We start from the raw sequence: 21,523 nt of genomic DNA, 5'->3' as shown, positions 1-21,523 counted from the left end.
TCCAAATCAGCGACGCTTTAATACGCCTAGGGTTTGGGTCATGGAAACAGGATAGTAATCGCCTGAGGAAAGGGCTTTTTCATAGATTTTTCGGGGGGCCTGTCCCCCTTTGGTTGGATCAAAAAAGATGTCGTGGATCACAAGAAATCCATCGTTCATGATGTGGGGGGACCAGAGACGAAGATCGTCGGACGCGGCCTCAAAGGTATGCCCCCCGTCAATAAACACAAGGGACAGGGGGGTGGACCACATCCGTGCCGCTGTTCTGGAGTCTGACACCAGGGGCACAACCGTTGCGAGCAGTCCTGCCCGTTCCAGGGTTTGCTGGAAGAAATAAAAGGTATTAATACGACCCAGTCTTTCATCAAAGAGCTCTGGATCAAAATATTCTTGGCCTGGCTGCTGTTCTTCGGATCCGCTGTGGTGGTCCACGGAAAAAAGCACCCCCTGTCTGTGTTTACAGGCAAGACCAATGAAGTAGGCCGATTTTCCGCAATAGGAGCCAATTTCAAGGCAGGGACCCAGGGTTGCAGCATCAAGGGCTGTCTGGTAAAGCCGTTCAGCCTCTTCATCGGCCATGAACCCCTTGATGGTTTGTGCAAATTCAAAATCAATCGTCATAACGCTTTACCAGCACCTCCCGCTGTTTGGCCCCCTCCTGGGGACCGATAATGCCCTCCTGCTCCATGACCTCAATGATCCTGGCAGCCCGGTTGTACCCGATCCTCAGATGTCGCTGAACGCTTGAGATGGATGCCTGGCGTGTTTTGGTCACAAGGGCCACTGCCTCATCGTATTTCTCATCATATTCGGTCTCTTTGTCACCGTTCTTGCTGTCATCAGTCCGCTCGGTGACATCCTCCACATATTCCGGGGCCTGCTGATCCTTTAAGAATCCTGTAACCCGTGCAATTTCGGCCTCTGAAATGTATGCACACTGTATGCGCTGGAGTCTCCCCGTTCCAGGGGGAAGAAAAAGCATATCCCCGTTACCGAGCAGGCGTTCCGACCCGTTGGAGTCAAGAATGGTCCTTGAATCAATACGTGACGAAACCTGGAAGGAAATCCGGGTGGGGAAGTTCGCCTTGATTATCCCGGTGAGAACATCCACGGACGGCCGCTGGGTGGCAAGAATCAGATGGATACCTGCAGCCCTTGCCATCTGGGCAAGGCGGATCAGGGCAGATTCCACCTCCCTTGAGGCAACCATCATTAGATCAGCAAATTCATCTACAATAACGACGATATAGGGTAATTTTTCAACTTCACCATTTTCACCACCATCGGTCTTTTCAGCGTCTTTTGTCCCGCCCTTTTCCACAAGTTCGTTGTACTGGAGAATGTTTCGAACACCATTTTCCGCCAGAAGCTCATAGCGCCGCTCCATCTCCCGAACAGCCCAGAAAAGAGCATTGGTTGCCTTTTTCATATCCGTGACCACCGGTGAGATCAAATGGGGAATCCCATCGTAAACCGATAACTCAATTCGCTTGGGATCCACCATGATAAACTTAACCTCCTTTGGGGATGCCTTGTAAAGAAGGCTGATGATCATGGCGTTAAGCCCCACGCTTTTTCCTGTACCTGTGGCACCTGCAATCAGAAGGTGGGGCATGCGTTCCATGGCAGCAGCAACGGGAACGCCAAGAATATCCTTGCCAAGGGCAAGGGTCAGCTTTGACGAAGAGTTGATAAAAGCCGTGGAGGTGATAATCTCCCTCAGGGTAACAAAATCACGTCGGTCATTGGGGATTTCAACCCCGACAACATCCTTTCCTGGAATGGGTGCAACAATGCGTATACTTAAGGCGCTCAGGGCAAGGGCAAGATCGTCGGTGAGGTTCACGATCTTGCTGATCTTGACCCCAGGGGCCGGTCGATACTCAAAGGTGGTGATCACAGGCCCGGGAAGAATCTCAACCACCTCGCCTGAAATGCCGAAATCCGTGAGTTTTTTTTCGAGGATCTCCCCTTTTTTCCTAAGAAGCTCAATGTTTATCTTGCACTTTACCGCCTTTTTTTCCTTGAGTAGAGAAACCATGGGAAGGGTAAAGTCAGAGGAGGTTCTCACGTCATCAATGGGCTTCATGGGTCTTGCGGCCGAATCCAGGGAAGGCGTTTCAATCACAATGGCCCCTGACCCGCCCTTTTTGGAGGCAGCCTTTCCCGAATCAAGATTTTCCCCGGTGCCGTCTGATTTGACGGACAATGATCTCCTGGGAAAAAGGGTTAACCGTCGGACAGGTTTTTCGTTTCCAACATCAATGGTTTTAATCCGTTGTTCGCGTCTGTTTCGCAATCCAAGAATACCGGCCCTGCACCAGCGGCCAATCACCTTTGCCCCGTCTGCCAGAATACGCACAATGCCAAGGACCTGCTGTTTAAAAAAGGCAAACACCGTCACCATGGATATGCCCGTGGTCAACACAAAACCCACGGAAAAAAGAAGGACCAGGATCATGACACAGCCAACAACGTTGGTATAACGCACAAGAAAAGCGGCAAAGGGGATTCCAACGGCTCCGCCTGAAGAGTAGGCCTGTCCCCATAGAGAATAACTCTCCTGGACAAGGGAAAGCGCACTACCCGTTGACACCACCACCAGCATTCCCCCACAAAGGGTCATACCCATGATCCTGCCGATGTTCCGGCTGGAACGTTTCTTAAAATACCAGAACGAGCAGAGCAGGAGCAGGATCGGCACCCAGAATGCACCAAGTCCAAAAACAGCGATGAGAAAGCCCGACAAATGGGCACCCACCAGGCCAAAATAGTTGTGAATATGCTGATGGGCCGAAAAGATACGTGTATTGATTGAAGGATCAAGGGGACTGTAGGAGACAAGACTGACAAAGGTCAAGGCAACCAGAAAAACAAATAAAATACCGAGAATCTCTTTTCTCATACTTCAATAATAATGGGCAGAATCAGCGGACGACGCCTTATGGTAAAGAAAAAATACTGTTTAAGTGCCTTCTGGAGTCGGGAACGAATCACGTCCACCCTGGACTCGCTGCCCACCTCCACCTCTTCCACTATCTCAAGGATAACACACTGGGCATCATCCACCAGATAGCCTGTTTCAGCGCCAAAGACAAAACCCTTGGAAACCAGTTCCGGGCCGTAAAGCACAATACCGGTCTCCTCGTCAATGATCATGGAGACCACCACAAGGCCATCTTCGGAAAGGTTGCGTCTTTCCTTTAACACGCTGCGGCCCACATCCCCAATTCCCTTACCGTCAATGAGGACCCGTCCGGTGTACACCTGACCGTCGATCTTTGCCCCTTTGTCGTCAAAGCAGATCACATTACCGTTCTCCGCCGCAAGCACACGATGGCGAGGAATTCCCTGTTTCTCGGCAAGTCTGGCGTGGATCACCAGGTGACGGTATTCGCCGTGGATGGGAATAAAATATTTTGGCTTGACCAGGTTGATCATGAGCTTGAGCTCTTCCCTGCAGGCATGGCCGGACACATGGACCTTGGCGATCTTATCGTGTACCACCTCGGCACCCCTGCGGTAGAGGTTGTTGATGATATTTGAAATGGCCTTTTCATTACCGGGAATGGATTTTGAAGAGAGGATGACGGTGTCACCTTTTTTGATATTCAACTGCTTGTGGAACCCGGTCGCCATGCGCGATAGGGCCGACATGGGTTCTCCCTGACTGCCCGTGGTGATCACCATGATCTTATCGTCAGGAAACGAATTCACCTTTCTCAGGTCAAGGGACATGTGCTCAGGCCAGTCAAGGTAGCCAAGCTCCTTGGCAATGGCCACGGTCTGCTCGATACTTCTGCCGTTCAATACGATTTTGCGGTTGTTTTTAAGGGCAATGTCTATGATCTGCCGGATTCGGAAAACGTTGGAGGCAAACAGGGCAATGAGTACCCTGCCCTCACTCCTTGCAACAATCTTTGCAAGGCTCTCCTTGACAATCTGGTCCGACTCGGTATACCCATCCTTTTCAGCATTGGTCGAATCGGAAAGAAGGGCAAGAACGCCCTCCTCACCGCACTTGGCAAACCGGGAAATATCCGTGCAGTTGGACATATCAAAGCAGTGGTTGATCCGAAAGTCGCCCGTGTGGACAATCATGCCAACGGGTGTGCGAATGGCAAGCCCTACAACGTCGACGGTGCTATGACTCACCCGGATAAACTCAATGTCAAATGCGCCGATCTTAATTCTGTCCAAGGGCATGACAACATTGAGTTCAGCCATATTGAGAATATCAAATTCCCTGAGCTTGTTCTTTACCACACTGAGGGTGAAAGGCGTACCATACACGGAAACCGGAAATTCCTTTAAGAGATAGGCAATGGCCCCGATATGATCCTCATGGGCGTGGGTCAGCACAACGGCCTTTAATCTGTCCCTGTTTTCCCTGAGATACTCCATTTCAGGAATAACAATGTCCACCCCCAGCATGTAATCCTCGGGAAACATAAGACCGGCATCAATGACAACGATGGTATCACCATACTCAAACACCATCATGTTCAGGCCGATTTCACCCAGTCCGCCAAGGGGTATTATCTTTAACATGTCATGGCCTCCCGGGCTCAAACCGTTATCCTAAGGGTATCAAGCAGTCCGTCAGCAAATTCCATGAGCCACTCTCTCTGCTCCAGGGTTGCATACCCCATGCAGTCACACTTTATATTGGTTTTTATCCTGACTAACAACTCACAGGATAAATAGTCTCTGCCAAGTTCCAAGGCAAAGAAATGAGGAGCACAAAGGGTATGCTCTTGTTGAAGAGGGGTCAAAAGGGCCTGTTCAAGCTTGATCCAGTAGATTGCGCCAAGGTCACAGGGACCGTGATGTTCATCCAGATACGCCTTTAGTCGTTCATGATCCTGGGGGCTGAGCCCGTCAATTAGATACTGTTTCATAACACAAATTTAAATATCACAAACCGCCTTAAAGATGCAACCTGTATTAATGTTACGCCCCGGGTCAATAAATAAAATTTTCCTTGTGTATCTGGCAAATCCATTTTATAAGGGTTTTAATCTACCGTTAGGACGAACTGTAAAGATAAAAAAGTATAATCGATACGGATGGTCAATGGTTCAATTGATCGTCGAATTAATGCAAATTCTGCATATAAAAACCTAGGAGGATTTATGTCAACTTTAGTATTTGGTCACAAGAATCCGGATACGGACTCTGTCTGCGCAGCCATTGCCCTGGCTGATCTCAAAAAAAAACTTGGTGAGACAATCACCCCTGCAATCCAGGGAGAACTGACACCTGAATCAAAATTTGTACTTGAAAAGTTCAAAGTTGCAGCACCCGCTGTTGTTACGTCCTTTGCAGGCAAAGATGTCTATCTTGTGGATCATTCAGATCTTGCCCAAAGCCCTGACGATCTTGGTGAGGCCAACATTCTTGGCATTGTAGACCACCACAAACTCGGAGATGTCACCACATCCCAACCCCTGGAGTGCTGGATCTGGCCTGTGGGCTGCACCTGCACCGTCATTAAATCCATGTACGACTTCAACAAAATCGAAATCCCAAAAGATATCGCAGGTATAATGCTCTGCGCCATCCTTTCCGATACGGTCATTTTCAAGTCAGCCACCTGCACGGACGCCGACAAAAAAGCATGTGAAGCCCTTGCCAAAGCTGCCGGGATCACTGACACCCAGGCCCTTGGCATGGATATGTTCAAAGTAAAATCAGCCGTTGACGGAACCCCTGTTCGTGAACTGGTTCTTCGCGACTACAAGGATTTTAACATGAACGGAAAAAAGGTCGGCATCGGTCAGCTTGAAGTTGTAGATCTTTCGATTCTTGACAAGGTCAAAGCAGACCTTGAAAAAGACATTATCGCCCTTAAGAAAGAGGGTGGACGTCACAGCGTTTTCCTCCTCCTTACCGACATAATCAAGGAAGGATCTGAAGTACTCATTGCATCCGACGATGAGTCTGTCATTGAAAAAGCTTTTGGTGCTACTCCCAAAAACAGCAAGGTCTGGCTTGACGGCGTCATGAGCCGTAAAAAACAGGTTGTTCCCAACCTTGAGAAAGCCTTTGCATAAGCATTAAACATGGGAGCCCGGAAAAGAAATCTTTTCCGGGCTCTTCTTGTTTTAGAGGCTGTTCTCTATCCCAGGGCACACACCCTGTTTATTTTTTCAGAAAGCAAAGCCATACTATAGGGCTTTGGGATAAAATTTCCAAGGGTTGAATCAAAAATCTCCCCAAGGTCTTCGATTTTGCTGTATCCACTGGAGAGAAGCACTTTTGTTTCCGGCTGAATGGTTTTAATCCGCTGATAGGTTTCAAATCCATTCATCCCAGGCATGACCATATCAAGGATAACAAGGTCAATGTTCTTACCGTTCTTTTTCACAAATTCTATGGCATCCCGCCCGTTACCAACAGCCCTGACAGAGTACCCCAGACTTTCAATCATCTCCGAGCAGACCTCCAGTACATTCTCTTCATCATCAACAAGCAGCACACAGCCCTTGCCATTGATGATGACCTCAGATTTTTTTCCGTCAAGGCTGCACCTATTAGACTGCAATTCTTTCGCAGGCAGATAAAAAGCAAAGGATGATCCCTCGCCCTTTTTGCTTAAAACCCGGAACGTACCCCCATGGCCCTTGATAATTCCATAGGCCGTGGCAAGACCAAGCCCTGTCCCCCCCCCCATCTCCTTGGTGGTAAAAAAGGGGTCAAAAATTCGTTCCATGGTCTTTGAGTCCATCCCCAATCCTGTATCAACCACCGAAACACGAACATATTTACCCGATTTTTTCAGCCCAAGCGCCTTGTATTTTAATTCCGGAACAATCAAATTTTCGGTCTTTATATAAATTCGGCCGCCGCTGGGCATGGCCTGCCAGGCATTAACATAGAGATTCAGCAACACCTGCTGAACCTGTCCCTCATCCACCTCACAGCTCCATAGTTTTTTTTCAAGATTCTGGTGAATGGTAATATCTTTTTTGGTTCTGCCGAACATCTTTGCAGACATTTTCAGGATATAATTGATATTTACAAAGTTGAGTTCATGGTCGTTCTTCTGGGCAAACCCCAGAAGTTGACGGGTCATATCAGACCCGGAATTCACATAATCTTCAATATATGAAAGCTTTATAGCCTCTGGACTTTCCGGTGCAAGGGTCGAACGGACAAGTGAGGTGTAACCCTGTATCCCCATGAGAATATTGTTAAAATCATGGGCAATACCACCGGCAAGGGTACCGATGGCCTCCATTTTCTGAGCCTGGTGAAGCTGTTCATGGAGATTATTTCTTTCGGTTACATCCCTTGCAATACAGTAGATTTGACTTTCACCCTCAGGCAACCGCATGAACGTAGCCTTGAGCTCAACCCATATAAAATCGTTGCATGGATCGGTCTCTGATTTTAATCTGGCTTTTTTAAAACGTATCTGGAAGGCGCCCCCACCTTCAGCAGGCATGACTCCTGGAACCATACCAGGCTCACACTTTTTGAAATCATCGGGATGGACGACATGGGAAAAATGTTTTCCCAGAACAGATATCCGACTGTAGCCCAAAACCCGCCTGAACTCATTGTTAATAAAGGTAAAGCACCCCTTTGGATCAAGGGTATAGATCAAATCCGGGGAGTTGTTGACCATGTATCGGCATCTGAGTTCAGAGGCCTCTAACCTTGCTGTCATGGCTTTGTTTTCCAGCATGAGACGCTTTTTGTTCAAGGCATTTTTCACCGTCTTGATCAGGTCTGCATACTCAAAGGGCTTTTTTAGATAGTCGCAGGCCCCCTGTTTCAGGGCTCTTACTGCTGATTCAACCGTTGCATATCCCGTAACCATGATAACCAAAAGTTCAGGGTTGATCTCCAGCAGTTGTTCCATGACGTGAAAGCCGTCCATACCCGGCATACTTATATCAAGAAGGACCAGGTCAAAAGGGCTTCCTCTAAAAAGGGAAAGAGCATCCCTGCCGCAACAGGCCGTGCCCACTATATACCCTTCCCGTTCTAGGAAGAACTGAATCGTTTCCACCACCCTGACTTCGTCGTCAACGACCAGAATCCTTTCAGCTTCCATGAATCTTTCCTGAAAAAGAAAAGCCAGCAGACATCAAATTATACAACAATCTCTTTTACTTCCTCCAGTTTGGATCGTTCATAGCAGATCAACCCACACCTGAGGCAGCGCTCTGCCTCCTTGACAGCCATTTCATCGCTAAAGCCCTTGAACAACTCCCCATTACCCCGGTTAGAAAGGTCAGCCGCAGGCATGATATTTCTGGGAGAAATCTGAACTCCCTCCAGATGATTAACCCCCTGGAGAATACTCTGCTTGGTTATGGGGTTTGAGGGGTATTCAGGAAGATGACCGTAGAGCAAAGAATGAATTGAGGCTGCGGCCTTGCGGCCACCATTGATGGCTGCAACTGCTGCGCTGTAACCGCTGATGACATCGCCCTTTGAAAGGAGACCCTGCTCACGACAATTCTCCGGTTCCTTATAAATTTCAACGCCCTCCCACCTCAGGGTTCCGGAACGGGAATCACTTTGTTCCTTTTCAGAATCAAGGGTTTCAGAACGAACAAATACAAGCTCTGGAAAACGTCCGGACGACAGAAAAAGGGTGTCCGTCGGCAAAAGATGCTTTTTTCCTGAATCAAGCTCGGTATACTCAATATGGGTGAGACGATCCTCTTCACCGTAGAGCCTGGTGATACCGGTATTGTATTTTACCGTTGCCCCCCTGGATTGAATGGCTTCCAGGGTTATGCTGTCATAGGAAGACTTTTCAGGGGGTTTTCTTGAAAGCACAGTAATATTTTCAGCCCCGAGTTCCTTACATATTTTGACGGCGTTGGGAATCATCATACCGCCGCCGGCTATGACAACGTTACGTCCACAGGGTATCCGTTCACCTTTTTTAATGTCCGTGCGAAGAAGGTCGATCAGCAGGTAACCACCGGGAAACACCGTGGCAACATCGGCAACATCGCCCCTGACAAGCCTGTTATCCCATCCGCCCGTTGCCGTAAAAACAGCCTCAAATCCTTCCCTGAGAAGAGAGGGAACCGTAAAGTCACGGCCCGCCTTGACGCTCATCCGGGTTTTGACACCCATTTCAAGAACCCCTTCAATATCCCAGTCAAGGACGCTCTGGGACAGGCGTTCATCTGAGATGGCAACACGAAGAAGTCCTCCCAGAAGGGCTGTTGATTCAAACACCATTGGTGAATGCCCAAGCCTTGCCGTAAAGAAAGCAGCCGAAAGACCTTCCACACCACCGCCGATAACGGCCACCCGTTTTCCCGTGGCAGGGGCCTTGTAAGGCTGGACCCTCTTGCCAAGGTTCATTTCAATATCACAGGCATACCGCTTCAGGTGGTTGATAGCCACGGGTTCATCCAGATACTGGCGTCTGCAGGCCACCTCACACAGGGCCGGACATATTCTTCCGATAACTGTGGGAAAGGGGTTTCTCTCCTTGATCACCTGAACGGCCCCACCGGGATCATTGTGCCGGATCAACCGCACATACTCTCGAATATCAATACCCGTTGGACATGCCCGCTGGCAGGGTGTCACGCACTCATCTTCCGTATATTCACTGATGATCCTGCGGGTAACTGAGGTGAGGCGAATGATATGCTTGGGGCAGGCCCGCTCACAGGCCCCGCATCCGGTACACTTTTCCGGATCCACCTTGGGCAGCGAATCCTTGCCCATGGTCAAGGCACCAAACAGACATGCTTTAACACAGGTTCCAAGACCAAGACAACCGATGTTGCACACCTTCATCCCCCCGGACATAAGGGCTGCAGCCCTGCAGTCCGACAGGCCTTCGTAGAGGTATTTAATGTCCGTATCTTCGATGCTGTAGTGGCAACCGGGCCGGGCAATTTCAGGCTCCTTGGCTTCAATGGAAACGCCCATAAGAGCGGCAATGGCCTCTGCAACATCGGGACCCGCTGCAACGCATGAATCGGGAGAGGATTTGCCGTCGGCAATGGCCTGGGCATTGGGCGAACAGCCCGGAAAACCGCACCCCCCGCAATTGGCTCCAGGTAGAGCATCGCTAATAGCCACAACAAGGGGATCCACATAGACGTAAAACACCTTGGATGCAAGGGCAAGAGCACCGCCAATAACAACTCCGAGTCCACCCATTAAAAGAACAGCTTCAAGCATTATTACCTCCGCTGATTCTAGATTATTTTGAATTTACAAGATAGTCCACAACTTTTATAATCAGGCAAAATGGAAATGTCAACGATATCATCAAAAAATTAGGAGTGATCGCATTGACATTGCCATATGAATCCTGTACCTATTATGTATTTATTTTTATCAATCTTGCAACAACTGCTCTGGAGAAGATAGATTATGGGTAAAGATAATCAAATCATCATTGATAATAAAACCTTCGCATTTGAGCCCGGAGAGACAATTCTGGACGTTGCCCTTCGCAACAACATTTTCATCCCAACTCTGTGCTATCTCAAGGGAGCCACCCCAACCGGCGCCTGCAGAATCTGCGTTGTCGAGGTTCAAGGAGCCCCAAATCTAGTGCCGTCGTGTGCAACACCGGCAGCAACCGGCATGGTCATCCTGAGCGAATCTCAAGAGGTTATCCAGGCCAGAAGATCCATTATCCGCCTCATGCTCTCATCCGGACACCACAACTGTGCCATTCGGGACTTTGACACCAAGGATTGGACTCAGTTTCAGCTCAAGGTGCTTGAAGAAGACGGAGAACAGGATCTGTGCCCTGTATGGGGTGAATGCAAGCTCCAGGATCTTGCCTACCGTTACCAGGTAAAGGCAAGGGGCCTTCCCCAGTCCAAGAGCAAATACCCCATGGAACGGGTCAACCCCTTTATCATCCGTGATTTTTCCCGCTGTATTCTTTGCGGTCGCTGCGTCCAGGCGTGTAGGGAAATCCAGGTAAACAATGCCATTGATTTTGGATACCGGGGGGCGGACACCAAAATTATTGCAGGTGCAGATGTGGCACTCAAGGATTCTGACTGCGTTTTCTGCGGTGAATGCGTGGACGCATGCCCGGTTGGTGCCCTTGTCACGGAACGATCCATGAAGCGCGAACGCTTTGTCAAAACCCGAAAAGTTAAAACCACCTGCTCCTATTGTGGGGTTGGCTGTCAGATTGAACTAAATATCCAGAAGAATCGAATTATAAAAGTCAACAGCGCAGGCCATATACCTCCCAACAACGGCAGCCTCTGCGTCAAAGGCCGATTCGGATTTGACTTTGTGGGATCCCCGGAACGGCTCACCTCTCCCCTGGTACGGAAAAACGGTAAACTGGAGGGAGCAACCTGGGACGAAGCCCTTGACCTTGTTGCAAAGAAACTGGCACAGATCAAAAACGACCATGGATCGGACAGCATCGGGGTTCTCACCTCGGCCCGTACGACCAACGAGGAAAATTACATTGCCCAGAAATTTACCCGTGCCGTCCTCAAAACAAACAACATCGACCATTGCGCCCGACTGTGACATTCCTCAACAGTAGCCGGTCTGGCTGCAGCTTTTGGTTCCGGTGCAATGACAAACACCATTGCAGACATTGAAACAGCAGATGTGATCCTTGTCACAGGATCCAACACCACAGAAAACCACCCTGTCCTGTCCACCTTCGTTAAAAGGGCCGCCCTCCATGGAAAAACACTCATTGTCATTGACCCGAGAAAAATCCGGCTCACCGACCATGCCAACGTCTGGCTCAGACCCGAGCTTGGTACCGACATTGCCTGGATCAACGGCCTCATGAACGTAATTATATCAGAAAATCTCCATGACCAAGCCTTTGTAGAAAACAGATGCGAGGGGTTTGAAGCACTCAAACAAACCGTTTCGACCTACACCCCGGACTATGTTGAGGCGTTAACAGGCATCAATGCCGACGACCTTATAAAAACGGCAAGAACCTTTGCTAAAGCAAAAAGTGCAAGCATCCTTTACTGCATGGGCATCACCCAGCACACCACGGGAACGGACAACGTCAAATCCCTTGCCAATCTTTCCATGCTCTGCGGCAACCTTGGTATCCCCGGCGGCGGGGTTAACCCCCTGAGGGGTCAGAACAATGTCCAGGGTGCCTGTGACATGGGCGGACTACCCAACGTATTCACTGCCTACCAGGGTGTTGCAGATGCAACTGCCAGGGCAAAATTTGAGGCCGCCTGGGAGGTAACCGACCTGCCAGCCACCCCGGGCCTGACAGCCACTGATATGATTGAAATGGCCGGAACAGGAGACCTGAAAGCCCTGTACATCATTGGTGAGAATCCAATGGTTTCAGACCCCGATCTCAACCATGCAGAAAAGGCCCTTGAACGCCTTGATCTGCTTGTGGTCCAGGACATTTTCCTCACGGAAACGGCCCAAAAGGCCGACGTGGTCCTGCCGGCTTTCTGCTTTGCCGAAAAAGACGGTACCTTTTCCAACACGGAAAGGCGGGTTCAACGGGTAAGAAAGGCGGTTGAAGCCCCGGGATTTGCAAGGGAAGACTGGAAAATTGTCTGCGAAATAGCCACCCGTATGGGCTACCCCATGAACTATCCTAATGGTGAAGCCATTTTTGAGGAAATAAGAACAGTTACCCCTTCCTATGCCGGCATCACCTTTGAAAAAATTGAAAAGGAGGGCATACACTGGCCCTGTCCCACAGAGGCCCATCCAGGCACTCCGATACTGCACACCAAGCAGTTCACCCGGGGAAAGGGCCTGTTCCACGCCATCGACCACAGACCTCCGGCCGAACTTCCGGACACGGCCTACCCATTCATGCTCACCACGGGCAGGGTATTGTACCACTACCACACCGGAACCATGACCATGAAGAGCCGGGGGCTCAACACACTGTCGCCGGAATGCTTTGTGGAAATATCGGTCAATGATGCCTCAAAGCTCGACCTTGAAGACGGCACCATGGTGGACGTCCTCTCCCGCAGGGGAAAGATAACGGCAAAGCTTGCCATCTCCCCCAAGGCCGTTGACGGCACCCTGTTCATCCCGTTCCACTTTGCTAAGGCTGCAGCCAACCGCCTCACCAATGCCATGCTGGATCCGGTTGCAAAGATTCCCGAATTCAAGGTGTGTGCCATCAACATACGGAGGGCAGCCTGAACCCGAATCGGAATCTGAAATTTTAGACAGGGGCCCCTTATTTATTTCTTTTGGAAAATTAAGTAAGGGGCCCCACGGCTTTAGCCCATGAAGGGATATCGATAATCCGTGGGGGGCACAAAAGTCTCTTTGATCGTCCGAGCACTGACCCAGCGATAGAGGTTAAGGGGGCTTCCCGCCTTATCGTTGGTTCCCGAGGCCCTTGCACCACCAAAGGGTTGCTGACCAACAACAGCACCGGTGGGCTTGTCATTAATATAAAAGTTACCAGCCGCATGGGTCAGCACCTTTCTTGCCTTGATAACAGCAGCCCGGTCCGTTGCAAAGACGGCCCCGGTCAAGGCGTAGTCCGAAGTTGAATCACAGATCTCAAGGGTCTTGTCATAGTCTGCGTCATCATAGATAAAAACGGTCAACACAGGCCCGAAGATTTCTTCACGCATGGTTTTAAAATCAGGCGTTTCTGCAACAATGACTGTAGGTTCGATGAAGTATCCCGTGGTATCGTCACATCCACCGCCGGCAATGATCTCAGCATGGTCGCTGTTTTTTGCAAAATCAATGTACGAGGAGATGGTATCAAAGGCATTTTTGTCTATGACGGCATTGACAAAATTTGAAAAATCTTCGGGCGACCCCATCTTGATGGTGGCAATAGTCTTCGTGAGTTTGGTTTTCAAATCCCCCCACATGGAGGCAGGCACGTAGGCCCTGGAAGCTGCCGAACATTTCTGCCCCTGGTATTCAAAGGCCCCCCTGATCATTGCTGTACATACGGCATCCACATCTGCTGAAGCGTGAACAAAAATAAAATCCTTCCCTCCGGTCTCACCGACGATCCTGGGATAGCAGCCGTAGAGATCAAGATTCTTTGCCGCAGTGGTCCAGATATTTTTAAACACCCGGGTCGAACCGGTAAAGTGAACCCCTGCAAAATCAGGGTGATTCATCACAGGCGTTCCAACCTCTGATCCCGAACCTGGAATAAAATTGATTACTCCGTCAGGAAGGCCTGCCCGTTTAAAAATTTCCATGATAATATGGCCGGAATAAACGGCCGTTGAAGCAGGCTTCCACAGAACCGTGTTGCCCATCATGGCGGGGGAAGAACAGAGGTTACCCGCAATGGCAGTAAAATTGAACGGCGAAACAGCAAAAACAAACCCCTCAAGGGGCCGGTACTCAAGCTGATTCCAGATACCGGGATCAGACACGGGCTGATCCTTGTAAATCTGGGTGGCATAATAGGTGTTGAACCGCAAAAAATCGATGAGTTCACAGGCCGAATCAATTTCTGCCTGCATGGCATTCTTTCCCTGACCAAGCATGGTGGCGGCGTTTAGCTTCATGCGATAGGGGCCCGCCAGAAGATCGGCCGCCTTTCTGAAAATGGCAAGTCTTTCCTGCCAGGGCATATGAAGCCACTCTTTTGCGGCAGCCCTTGCCGCGTCTGCGGCCATGGCCACCTCCTTTGCACCAGCCTTGTGAAAGGTGGCAAGGGTATGACCGTGGTCATGGGGAACCCGGCAGGTTCCCATGTTACCGGTCTTGACCGCCTTTCCCCCGATCACCAGGGGAATTTCCATTTCCTGGGACCGCAACGCCATAATTGCATCCTTAAGTTTTGTACGTTCGCTGCTCTCCGGGGCATATGAAAGAACCGGTTCATTTTTCGGGGTGTCGATACTGAAAATTGCATTACTCATGGTGTATCCCTTATTTTTTTTGTGAAACGCCCACAGTGGTATCACCAGCGGGGAATTTTCAAATTTCATTGTTGCCAGAGCACATCACCTGCTCCGGCCATGCCGATTTTAAAAAATAAAAACTAATCATCTATTCAAGCTTTTCAAGTCGAACGGCACAAGCCTTATACTCTGCCGTGAGGGTCATGGGATCCAATGCCGGATTTGTGAGCCAATTCGAACAGCTTTCCCGGAAATGAAATCCCATCCACACCATTCCTTTGGGGACCTCATCGGTTACCCTGGCCTTGACCGTAACTGTTCCCCGCCTGGAAGCAACAACAATTTTTTCTCCATGGGTAAAACATAGATTCCTGGCGTCTGTCAACGATATATCAGCTGTCTCTTCACCGAGCAGATCGTTCAATCCTTCACATCGCCCCGTCTGGGTCCGGGTGTGGTAGTGGTAGAGACGGCGACCTGTGCTCAGAACAAAGGGATATTCATCATCGGGCACCTCGGCAGGCGGTGTCCATGTAACAGGGATGAAACTTCCCTTGCCAGAGGTAAATGCATTCTTGTGAAGAACGGGAGTTCCTGGATGCTCAACCGTTGGACAGGGCCACTGAAGGCCATCTTTCTCAATGCGTGAATACTTTATCCCTGAAAAGGCAGGAGCAAGGGCAGCAATCTCATTGTCCCAGATTTCCCTTGCGTTCATGGATGCCCAGGTCCGGTCCATGCGTTTGGCAATCTCCCTGAAGATCCACCAGTTGGGCATGGCCTTACCCGGAGGAGCGCTTGCCGTTCTTACCCGGCTGACCCTGCGCTCACTGTTGGTGAATGTCCCGTCATTTTCACTCCAGGCTGCTGCCGGCAACACCACATGGGCAAACCGTGTGGTTTCGTTTAAAAAGATATCCTGGACCACCAGAAACTCAGCTGAGGCAAGCTCATGCTCTACCTTTCTGATATCCGGTTCCGTATTGGCAAGGTTCTCTCCAAAGATATAAAATCCCCGGACGGATCCATCCACAAGGCCCTCCATCATCTGGGGAATCATGAGCCCGTTTTTTTCAGGCAAATAGTCCACCTGCCAGAAGTCTTTAAATTTTTCCCTGGAGGTCAGGCTTTCCACGGGTTGATATCCGGGAAAGACATTGGGAAGCGCCCCCATGTCACAGGCCCCCTGGACGTTGTTCTGCCCCCGCAGCGGATTGACCCCGCCGCACTCCACCCCCATGTTGCCGAGAAGCATCTGGAGATTGGCCGTGGAGACCACGTTATTTCGCCCGCAGGTATGTTCGGTGATGCCCAGGGTGTAACATAGCATGACAGGTTTTACAGATGCCAGCATCCGGGCAGTCTGTACGATAATTTCCGCTGTGATACCGCAAATATCAGCCATTTCTTCAATGGAGGAAGCGAGCACCACCCGTTTCAATTCTTCAAAATTAACAGTCCGGTTTTCCACAAAAGACCGGTCGTAAAGATTCTCCTGGATCAATACGTTCATCAGACCATTTATAAAAGCGATGTCACTGCCCACTCGAATGGGAACATGGATATCGGCAAATTGAGTCAACTTGTGTTTCCTCGGGTCCACAACAATTAGCTTGGCTCCATTCATCACTGCATTTTTAAGAAAAGTTGCAGCCACGGGATGGGCCTCGGTCATATTTGACCCGATTACAAGGAACATCTTTGCACGGGCAAACTCTCCAAAGGAGTTTGTCATGGCACCTGAACCAAATGCTGTCGCAAGCCCTGCGACGGTTGGAGCATGTCAAGTTCTAGCACAATGATCAATATTATTGGTCTTAAAAACCGAACGAAACAGCTTCTGCATCTGGTAGGAGTCCTCGTTGATACTCCTTGCGCAACTCACCCCGGCAATGGCGTCTGGTCCATGGGTTTCGATGATCTGGGTAAATTTCTCCACCACAAGATTCAAGGCCTCGTCCCAGGTGGCCTCCCTGAAGGTCTCGCCCTCCCGGATGAGGGGTGTCGTAAGCCGGTCCTCTGAATAAATGAAATCATACCCGAATCTGCCCTTTACACAGAGCCGCCCCTGGTTTGGCAGGGCATCTTCAGCACCGGTAACCTTCACAATAATTCCGTCCTTGACGTGGAGAATCTGCTGGCAACCGACTCCACAGTAGGGACAGGTGGTCCTTATCTTTCGGGTATCCCAGGATCGTACAGCAGATTCAGGCTTTTTTTCAAAAAGAGCACCCACGGGACAGGCCTGAATACATTCGCCACAAAACACACACTCGGAATCCTTGAGGGAGACATCGGTTCCAGCAACTATTTTTGCATCAGCCCCCCGGTATCCAAAATCTATGGCGTTGTTTACCTGGACCTGGCGACAGGCCTGAACACATCTACCACAGAGGATACAACGGGAAAAATCCCTGACAATCAGTGGATTTCCCGTCTCCATGGGAAATTTACACTCGGCAAGGGGAATTCCCACCGCCTTGACCTGGTACTTAAAGGCAAGTTCCTGGAGCTGACAATTTCCCCAGGCAGGACAAAGCGCCTGATTAGAATCTTTCTCCAAAAGATTAAGCTGATTCTGAGTCCAGTTTTTAGTATCAAAGTCCTTAATATCACAATTGTGGTTTCCCGATGACAGCATCAGCCGAATAATGGTCCTGCGGGCATTTACCACCTCAGAAGATTCGGTCTGGACAACCATTCCCGCCCTTGCAGGCTCTGCACACGAGGGAACAAGATTTTTCATCCCTTTGACCGCGACCACACATATCCTGCAGGCCCCCGTTGGAGTGGTTCCCTTGAGATGGCACAGGGTGGGGATCTCGATCTGGTTGGCCGATGCCACCTCAAGAATTGTCTGGCCTGGGTCAAAGCTCACTTCCCGGTCATTTATGACCATCAGGTTATCTGTCATCTAAAAAGCCTCCTAGTCGGGTAAAACCGATTTTAAATCTTAAGCAAGATAGAAAGAACCAATAAAAACCAATTAAAACTATATCAAACAATTTCATTCTACTTATTGTCTGACTGGAATTGTGTCAAGAAAAAATCGAACCAGAAATGGTATTTTAGACAATCGTCACTTAATTCGTTTCACCATTGGTGTGCCAAGCATACACAGATAAGGGTTTTGCGAATTTGTCAATGTCCATACAATGGCCCTTAATTTTCCAAAGGTTGAATTCCCAATTAAAAAAAGGTATGCTTTCGCTTACACAAAACCTGGAAGCATCACCCAGGGAATCAAACAATTAAAATGATTGGGAACATTATGAGTCAGAAGGTACACGATTTTCTGAGAAAAATTAATTATATTGAAGCCGACATTGACATCCAGAGGCAGATTCTCCTTTCCATCCCATCCGCCCATCGGGAGGAAATGGAAAAGACGATCAAGGTTATCGCTGAAAAGAATGAAATGATAAAGGCGTTGAGACAAGAGATAAAGGCCATTGATCCGGCGGCCTTTAATCGGATTCTGGCACTTGAAAAGGCGTCGGAAAGCTTTAAAGTCCTTGCCGCTGAAAAAAAATTCATTGAAGTCTCCACCCCGAACGAGAATGGGGCATGTACCCTGACGCTAAAAAAAGACAATACGACCATTGATTGCCTTGTGAGGGCAAAGGATGAGGCAGGCGGTTACACCGTCATTGACTTTAATGGCGAAATTCTTGAATTTTCAGATGGGGAGATTCTGGCCTGAGAAAAGACCATGATATTCCAGGGTAAGCCATCCATACCCGAATCACAAAAAAGAGAGCGGTCCCCGGTTTAGCCGTTCAAGCACCTCAACCATATCTTCTGGAAGGGGAGCCGTAAATTCAACGCGCTTTCCAGACCAGGGATGCCTGAATCCCAGGGTTCCGGCATGTAGCATCTGCCGGGGTGCACGAGCGGATTGTTTTCCACGAAAGCCATACACCCTATCCCCGGCAAGGGGATGGCCCAGGGCACGGAAATGGACCCGGATCTGATGGGTCCTACCTGTTTTCAGTCCCACATCCAAAAGGGTGTGACCCGCCATTTGTCCCAGGACTCGCCACAGGGTTTCAGCCGGTCTTGCCCTTTCCGTATTGACAGCCATACGCTTTCGATGGATGGGATGACGACCAATGGGCAGGGTAATGCGGCCCTGCGTTTCGGTTATGATTCCCGTTGCAAGGGCTATATATCGTTTTTCGACCCGCCGGAATCTGAACTCCTTTTGCAGGAATTCATAGGCTTTTTTGCTCTTTGCAACAACAATGGTACCACTTGTATCCTTATCAAGCCTATGCACAATCCCTCCCCGCAGGGGTGGATCACAGTGGGTGTCAGTCAGGCTCGGGAAATGGTGCAGCAGGGCATTTAAAAGGGTTCCGCTCGAATTTCCAGCCCCCGGGTGAACCACCATTCCCGCAGGCTTGTTGACCACAACAATCCATTGATCTTCATGGAGAAAATCAAGGCTGATGGATTCGGCACGGGGTTTGGACTCTATCTCTGATTCAGACCCAAGACTGCCACAAACCACCTCACCCGGTTTTACCCGGTAGGCCGGTTTTTTTCGATTGCCCGAAACAAGGATAAGCCCTTTTTCAATGGCCCGCACCACAGCTCCCCGGGTAGTGTCATGGACAACATCCGCAACAACAAGGTCCAGCCTTCTGCCCATGAGCGCCTCTGAAATTTCGATCTTTAGATTCACCCTGCCCCTCTTTTTACAACCCCACGGAATAAAAAAAGACCGATAGACATCGGATTGCCTATCGGTCTGAAATTTATGGCCTTTTCTGTGTGGCTAACAAAACCTTAGTTAAATAACTGCTCGATCTCCGTCATCATGGCTGCTTCATCCATATTCTTTGCCATGGACAGTTCCTGGACCAGAAGGTTCTGGGCCGTATCGAGAAGTTTCCTCTCACCAAAGGAGAGGTCCTTTTCAAGCTTTAGCTGAAAAAGATCGCGAAAGACTTCGGCAATGTCGTAGATGGACCCAGTCTTGATTTTATCCATGTATTCACGGTATCTTCGATTCCAGGTCTGTTTGTCAAGATCTGGTCCCTTTTCCTGCATGATCCTGTAAACCTCGGGAACGTCCTTTTGCTTAATGACCTCCCTTAAGCCCACTGATTCGACATTGGCTGTCGGAATCATGATCACCATGCCGTTATCAACGATCTTCATCATGTAAAAGTTCATGTTTTCGCCGTTTATCTCTTTGGACTCAATGGACTCAATACATCCTACGCCATGGGCCGGATAAACTGCCATATCACCCTTTAGAAACTCTTTCTTCCAAGTTTTAGCACCTGGTTCCTGCTTTACTTTTTCCCCCATACAAACCACCACTCTTTTTTTAGATTGTTTTAGAAAACAATACGGCCATGGTTGAGTAATATAGCATATACTCACACAGGAATCAAATGGAAAACAAAAAAAGAAAAACCCTTGTTTGATCATGGGGACTAATCACGGGCATTGTAAAGATTCATGGCAGCAGACACACCGCGCTCCATGATGGCCAAACAGGCATCAACACCCAGGGAGATAAGCCGGTCAAGATCGCAGGCCTCAGAAGGAGCAAACCGTCCCAAAACATGACCCGTCACTTCCTGGTCACCCTGGGGACGCCCGACACCGACCCTGACCCGATTAAACTCCTTTGTACCCAAGGCTTCAATTATCGAGCGGATACCGTTATGACCGCCATGTCCCCGATTGACGGCAATGAGCATACGGCCGAAATCAAGATCAAGGTCATCGTGGACAACAATAATGTTCCGAGTTTGAATTTTAAAGTATGCGGCAAGCTGCTGAACGGGTGGTCCACTTCTGTTCATGTACGCCTGGGGTCTTGCAACGACAACATTGAGCCCGTTAATCACACCCCTGGTATAACTTGAATTAAAGCGATTTTTTTCAGGCGGGAGCCCATGGGTAGCAACAAGGGATTGTGCAACGAGGAAACCGATATTATGGCGGGTCTGGGCATAATTCCTACCGGGATTTCCCAGACCCGCCACCATGAAAATCTGATTGTCAGCCATAACCTGGGGCTACTCTTCCACGCCCTCTTCTTCTTCTGCTGCTGTTTCTTCTACATCTTCTTCAAGATCTTCATCACCTTCCTCTTCTTCCACATCGCTTGTGGGCGGTACAACGGTGAGGACGGTAAAGTTAACATCATGGGGAATTTCAACGTCGGCACCCAGATCTATCTCCTCAACGTGGACGGAGTCACCAACCTCAAGGTCAGTGGTGTCAATTTGAATCACCTCCGGCATATCCCCAGGCTTGCAGATAATATCAAGTTCCCGGCGGATTAACTGGATCATACCACCGGCCTTGACCCCGACAGATTCACCAACGGCTTCCACAGGAACTGAAATGGTAATCTTTTCACTCACATTGATGGCCTGGAAATCAACATGGAGATACTTGAGATCAAAGGTATCCATCTGGATTTCTTTGAGCATGACGGTTCTTGAAGGTACCGTATCTCCGTTAATGGCAAGATTGATAAACAATCCAGATGATCCATGAACTCTTACCATGGTCGTAAGATCAAGGGTTGACACCGAAATAGGCATGGAATCCATCTTAGCGCCGTAAAGTACTGCCGGAACAGCGTCATTATTTCTAAGGTGCCGGGCGGCACTTTTGCCCCTGCCCTTTCTGGGTTCAGCTTTTAAATCTATTAGTTCCAAATTTCTAACCTC

General features: G+C 49.4%; 15 protein-coding genes. 3 read left to right on the top strand and 12 right to left on the bottom strand.

Annotation, left to right across the window (positions count from 1 at the left end; translation table 11 throughout):
• Positions 1-6 precede the first annotated feature (6 nt).
• The 4 genes from HRM2_RS08435 to HRM2_RS08420 are packed head-to-tail and all read right to left on the bottom strand — an operon-like array spanning position 7 to position 4,901.
• Positions 7-621: a class I SAM-dependent methyltransferase gene (locus HRM2_RS08435; RefSeq protein ID WP_015903590.1), complete on the bottom strand. Its 615-nt coding sequence runs from the start codon at positions 619-621 to the stop codon at positions 7-9.
• Positions 611-2,905, bottom strand: coding sequence for a DNA translocase FtsK (locus HRM2_RS08430; RefSeq protein WP_015903589.1), 2,295 nt, complete (start codon positions 2,903-2,905; stop codon positions 611-613). Before HRM2_RS08430 ends, HRM2_RS08435 begins: the two co-directional genes overlap by 11 nt.
• Complete coding sequence (locus HRM2_RS08425) at positions 2,902-4,551, bottom strand: ribonuclease J (protein WP_015903588.1); 1,650 nt, start codon at positions 4,549-4,551, stop codon at positions 2,902-2,904. Before HRM2_RS08425 ends, HRM2_RS08430 begins: the two co-directional genes overlap by 4 nt.
• Positions 4,552-4,568: 17 nt before the next feature.
• Positions 4,569-4,901 carry a hypothetical protein gene (locus HRM2_RS08420; protein WP_015903587.1) on the bottom strand — a complete coding sequence of 111 codons (333 nt, stop codon included), beginning with the start codon at positions 4,899-4,901 and terminating at the stop codon, positions 4,569-4,571.
• A 234-nt stretch (positions 4,902-5,135) separates the two neighbouring features.
• On the opposite strand from HRM2_RS08420, the gene HRM2_RS08415 reads away from it, so the two are divergent.
• Complete coding sequence (locus tag HRM2_RS08415) at positions 5,136-6,056, top strand: manganese-dependent inorganic pyrophosphatase (protein WP_015903586.1); 921 nt, start codon at positions 5,136-5,138, stop codon at positions 6,054-6,056.
• A gap of 65 nt (positions 6,057-6,121) precedes the next feature.
• On the opposite strand, the gene HRM2_RS08410 is transcribed toward HRM2_RS08415, so the two are convergent.
• Positions 6,122-8,065 (bottom strand): response regulator, encoded by a 1,944-nt coding sequence (locus HRM2_RS08410; protein ID WP_015903585.1) that lies wholly within the window; start codon positions 8,063-8,065, stop codon positions 6,122-6,124.
• A 38-nt stretch (positions 8,066-8,103) separates the two neighbouring features.
• Entirely contained in the window at positions 8,104-10,173 is a 2,070-nt protein-coding gene (locus HRM2_RS08405) for an RnfABCDGE type electron transport complex subunit B (RefSeq protein WP_015903584.1), read from the bottom strand.
• A 195-nt stretch (positions 10,174-10,368) separates the two neighbouring features.
• Here HRM2_RS08405 and fdhF (HRM2_RS25950) point away from each other — a divergent pair, with 195 nt between their 5' ends.
• The gene (fdhF, locus tag HRM2_RS25950; RefSeq protein ID WP_015903583.1) at positions 10,369-13,134 is read left to right on the top strand and encodes a formate dehydrogenase subunit alpha; all 2,766 of its coding nucleotides are present in this window, start codon (positions 10,369-10,371) and stop codon (positions 13,132-13,134) included.
• 80 nt (positions 13,135-13,214) lie between these two features.
• Here fdhF (HRM2_RS25950) and pruA read toward each other — a convergent pair whose 3' ends face one another.
• Together pruA and fdhF (HRM2_RS25945) are read right to left on the bottom strand one after the other, a co-directional pair.
• On the bottom strand, positions 13,215-14,840 hold the full coding sequence (gene pruA / locus HRM2_RS08390) for an L-glutamate gamma-semialdehyde dehydrogenase (protein ID WP_015903582.1): 1,626 nt from the start codon (positions 14,838-14,840) through the stop codon (positions 13,215-13,217).
• Positions 14,841-14,970: 130 nt separating this feature from the next.
• Complete coding sequence (gene fdhF, locus HRM2_RS25945) at positions 14,971-17,736, bottom strand: formate dehydrogenase subunit alpha (RefSeq protein WP_015903581.1); 2,766 nt, start codon at positions 17,734-17,736, stop codon at positions 14,971-14,973.
• Between the two features lie 357 nt (positions 17,737-18,093).
• Between fdhF (HRM2_RS25945) and HRM2_RS08375 the strand changes: the two genes are divergently transcribed.
• Positions 18,094-18,525 (top strand): hypothetical protein, encoded by a 432-nt coding sequence (locus tag HRM2_RS08375; RefSeq protein ID WP_015903580.1) that lies wholly within the window; start codon positions 18,094-18,096, stop codon positions 18,523-18,525.
• A 42-nt stretch (positions 18,526-18,567) separates the two neighbouring features.
• On the opposite strand, the gene HRM2_RS08370 is transcribed toward HRM2_RS08375, so the two are convergent.
• From HRM2_RS08370 to HRM2_RS08355, 4 genes are all read right to left on the bottom strand, one after another.
• Positions 18,568-19,509, bottom strand: coding sequence for an RluA family pseudouridine synthase (locus tag HRM2_RS08370; RefSeq protein ID WP_015903579.1), 942 nt, complete (start codon positions 19,507-19,509; stop codon positions 18,568-18,570).
• A gap of 104 nt (positions 19,510-19,613) precedes the next feature.
• On the bottom strand, positions 19,614-20,141 hold the full coding sequence (locus HRM2_RS08365) for a CarD family transcriptional regulator (RefSeq protein WP_041273147.1): 528 nt from the start codon (positions 20,139-20,141) through the stop codon (positions 19,614-19,616).
• A 128-nt stretch (positions 20,142-20,269) separates the two neighbouring features.
• Positions 20,270-20,851, bottom strand: coding sequence for an aminoacyl-tRNA hydrolase (gene pth, locus HRM2_RS08360; RefSeq protein WP_015903577.1), 582 nt, complete (start codon positions 20,849-20,851; stop codon positions 20,270-20,272).
• A 9-nt stretch (positions 20,852-20,860) separates the two neighbouring features.
• Positions 20,861-21,511: a 50S ribosomal protein L25 gene (locus tag HRM2_RS08355; RefSeq protein ID WP_015903576.1), complete on the bottom strand. Its 651-nt coding sequence runs from the start codon at positions 21,509-21,511 to the stop codon at positions 20,861-20,863.
• Between the last annotated feature and the right edge of the window lie 12 nt (positions 21,512-21,523).

The sequence above is a fragment of the Desulforapulum autotrophicum HRM2 genome, from assembly GCF_000020365.1.
GTDB classification, from domain to species: Bacteria; Desulfobacterota; Desulfobacteria; order Desulfobacterales; family Desulfobacteraceae; genus Desulforapulum; species Desulforapulum autotrophicum.
Note: the sequence above shows the minus strand (reverse complement) of the source record. Positions and strands in the feature narration are given on the sequence as shown.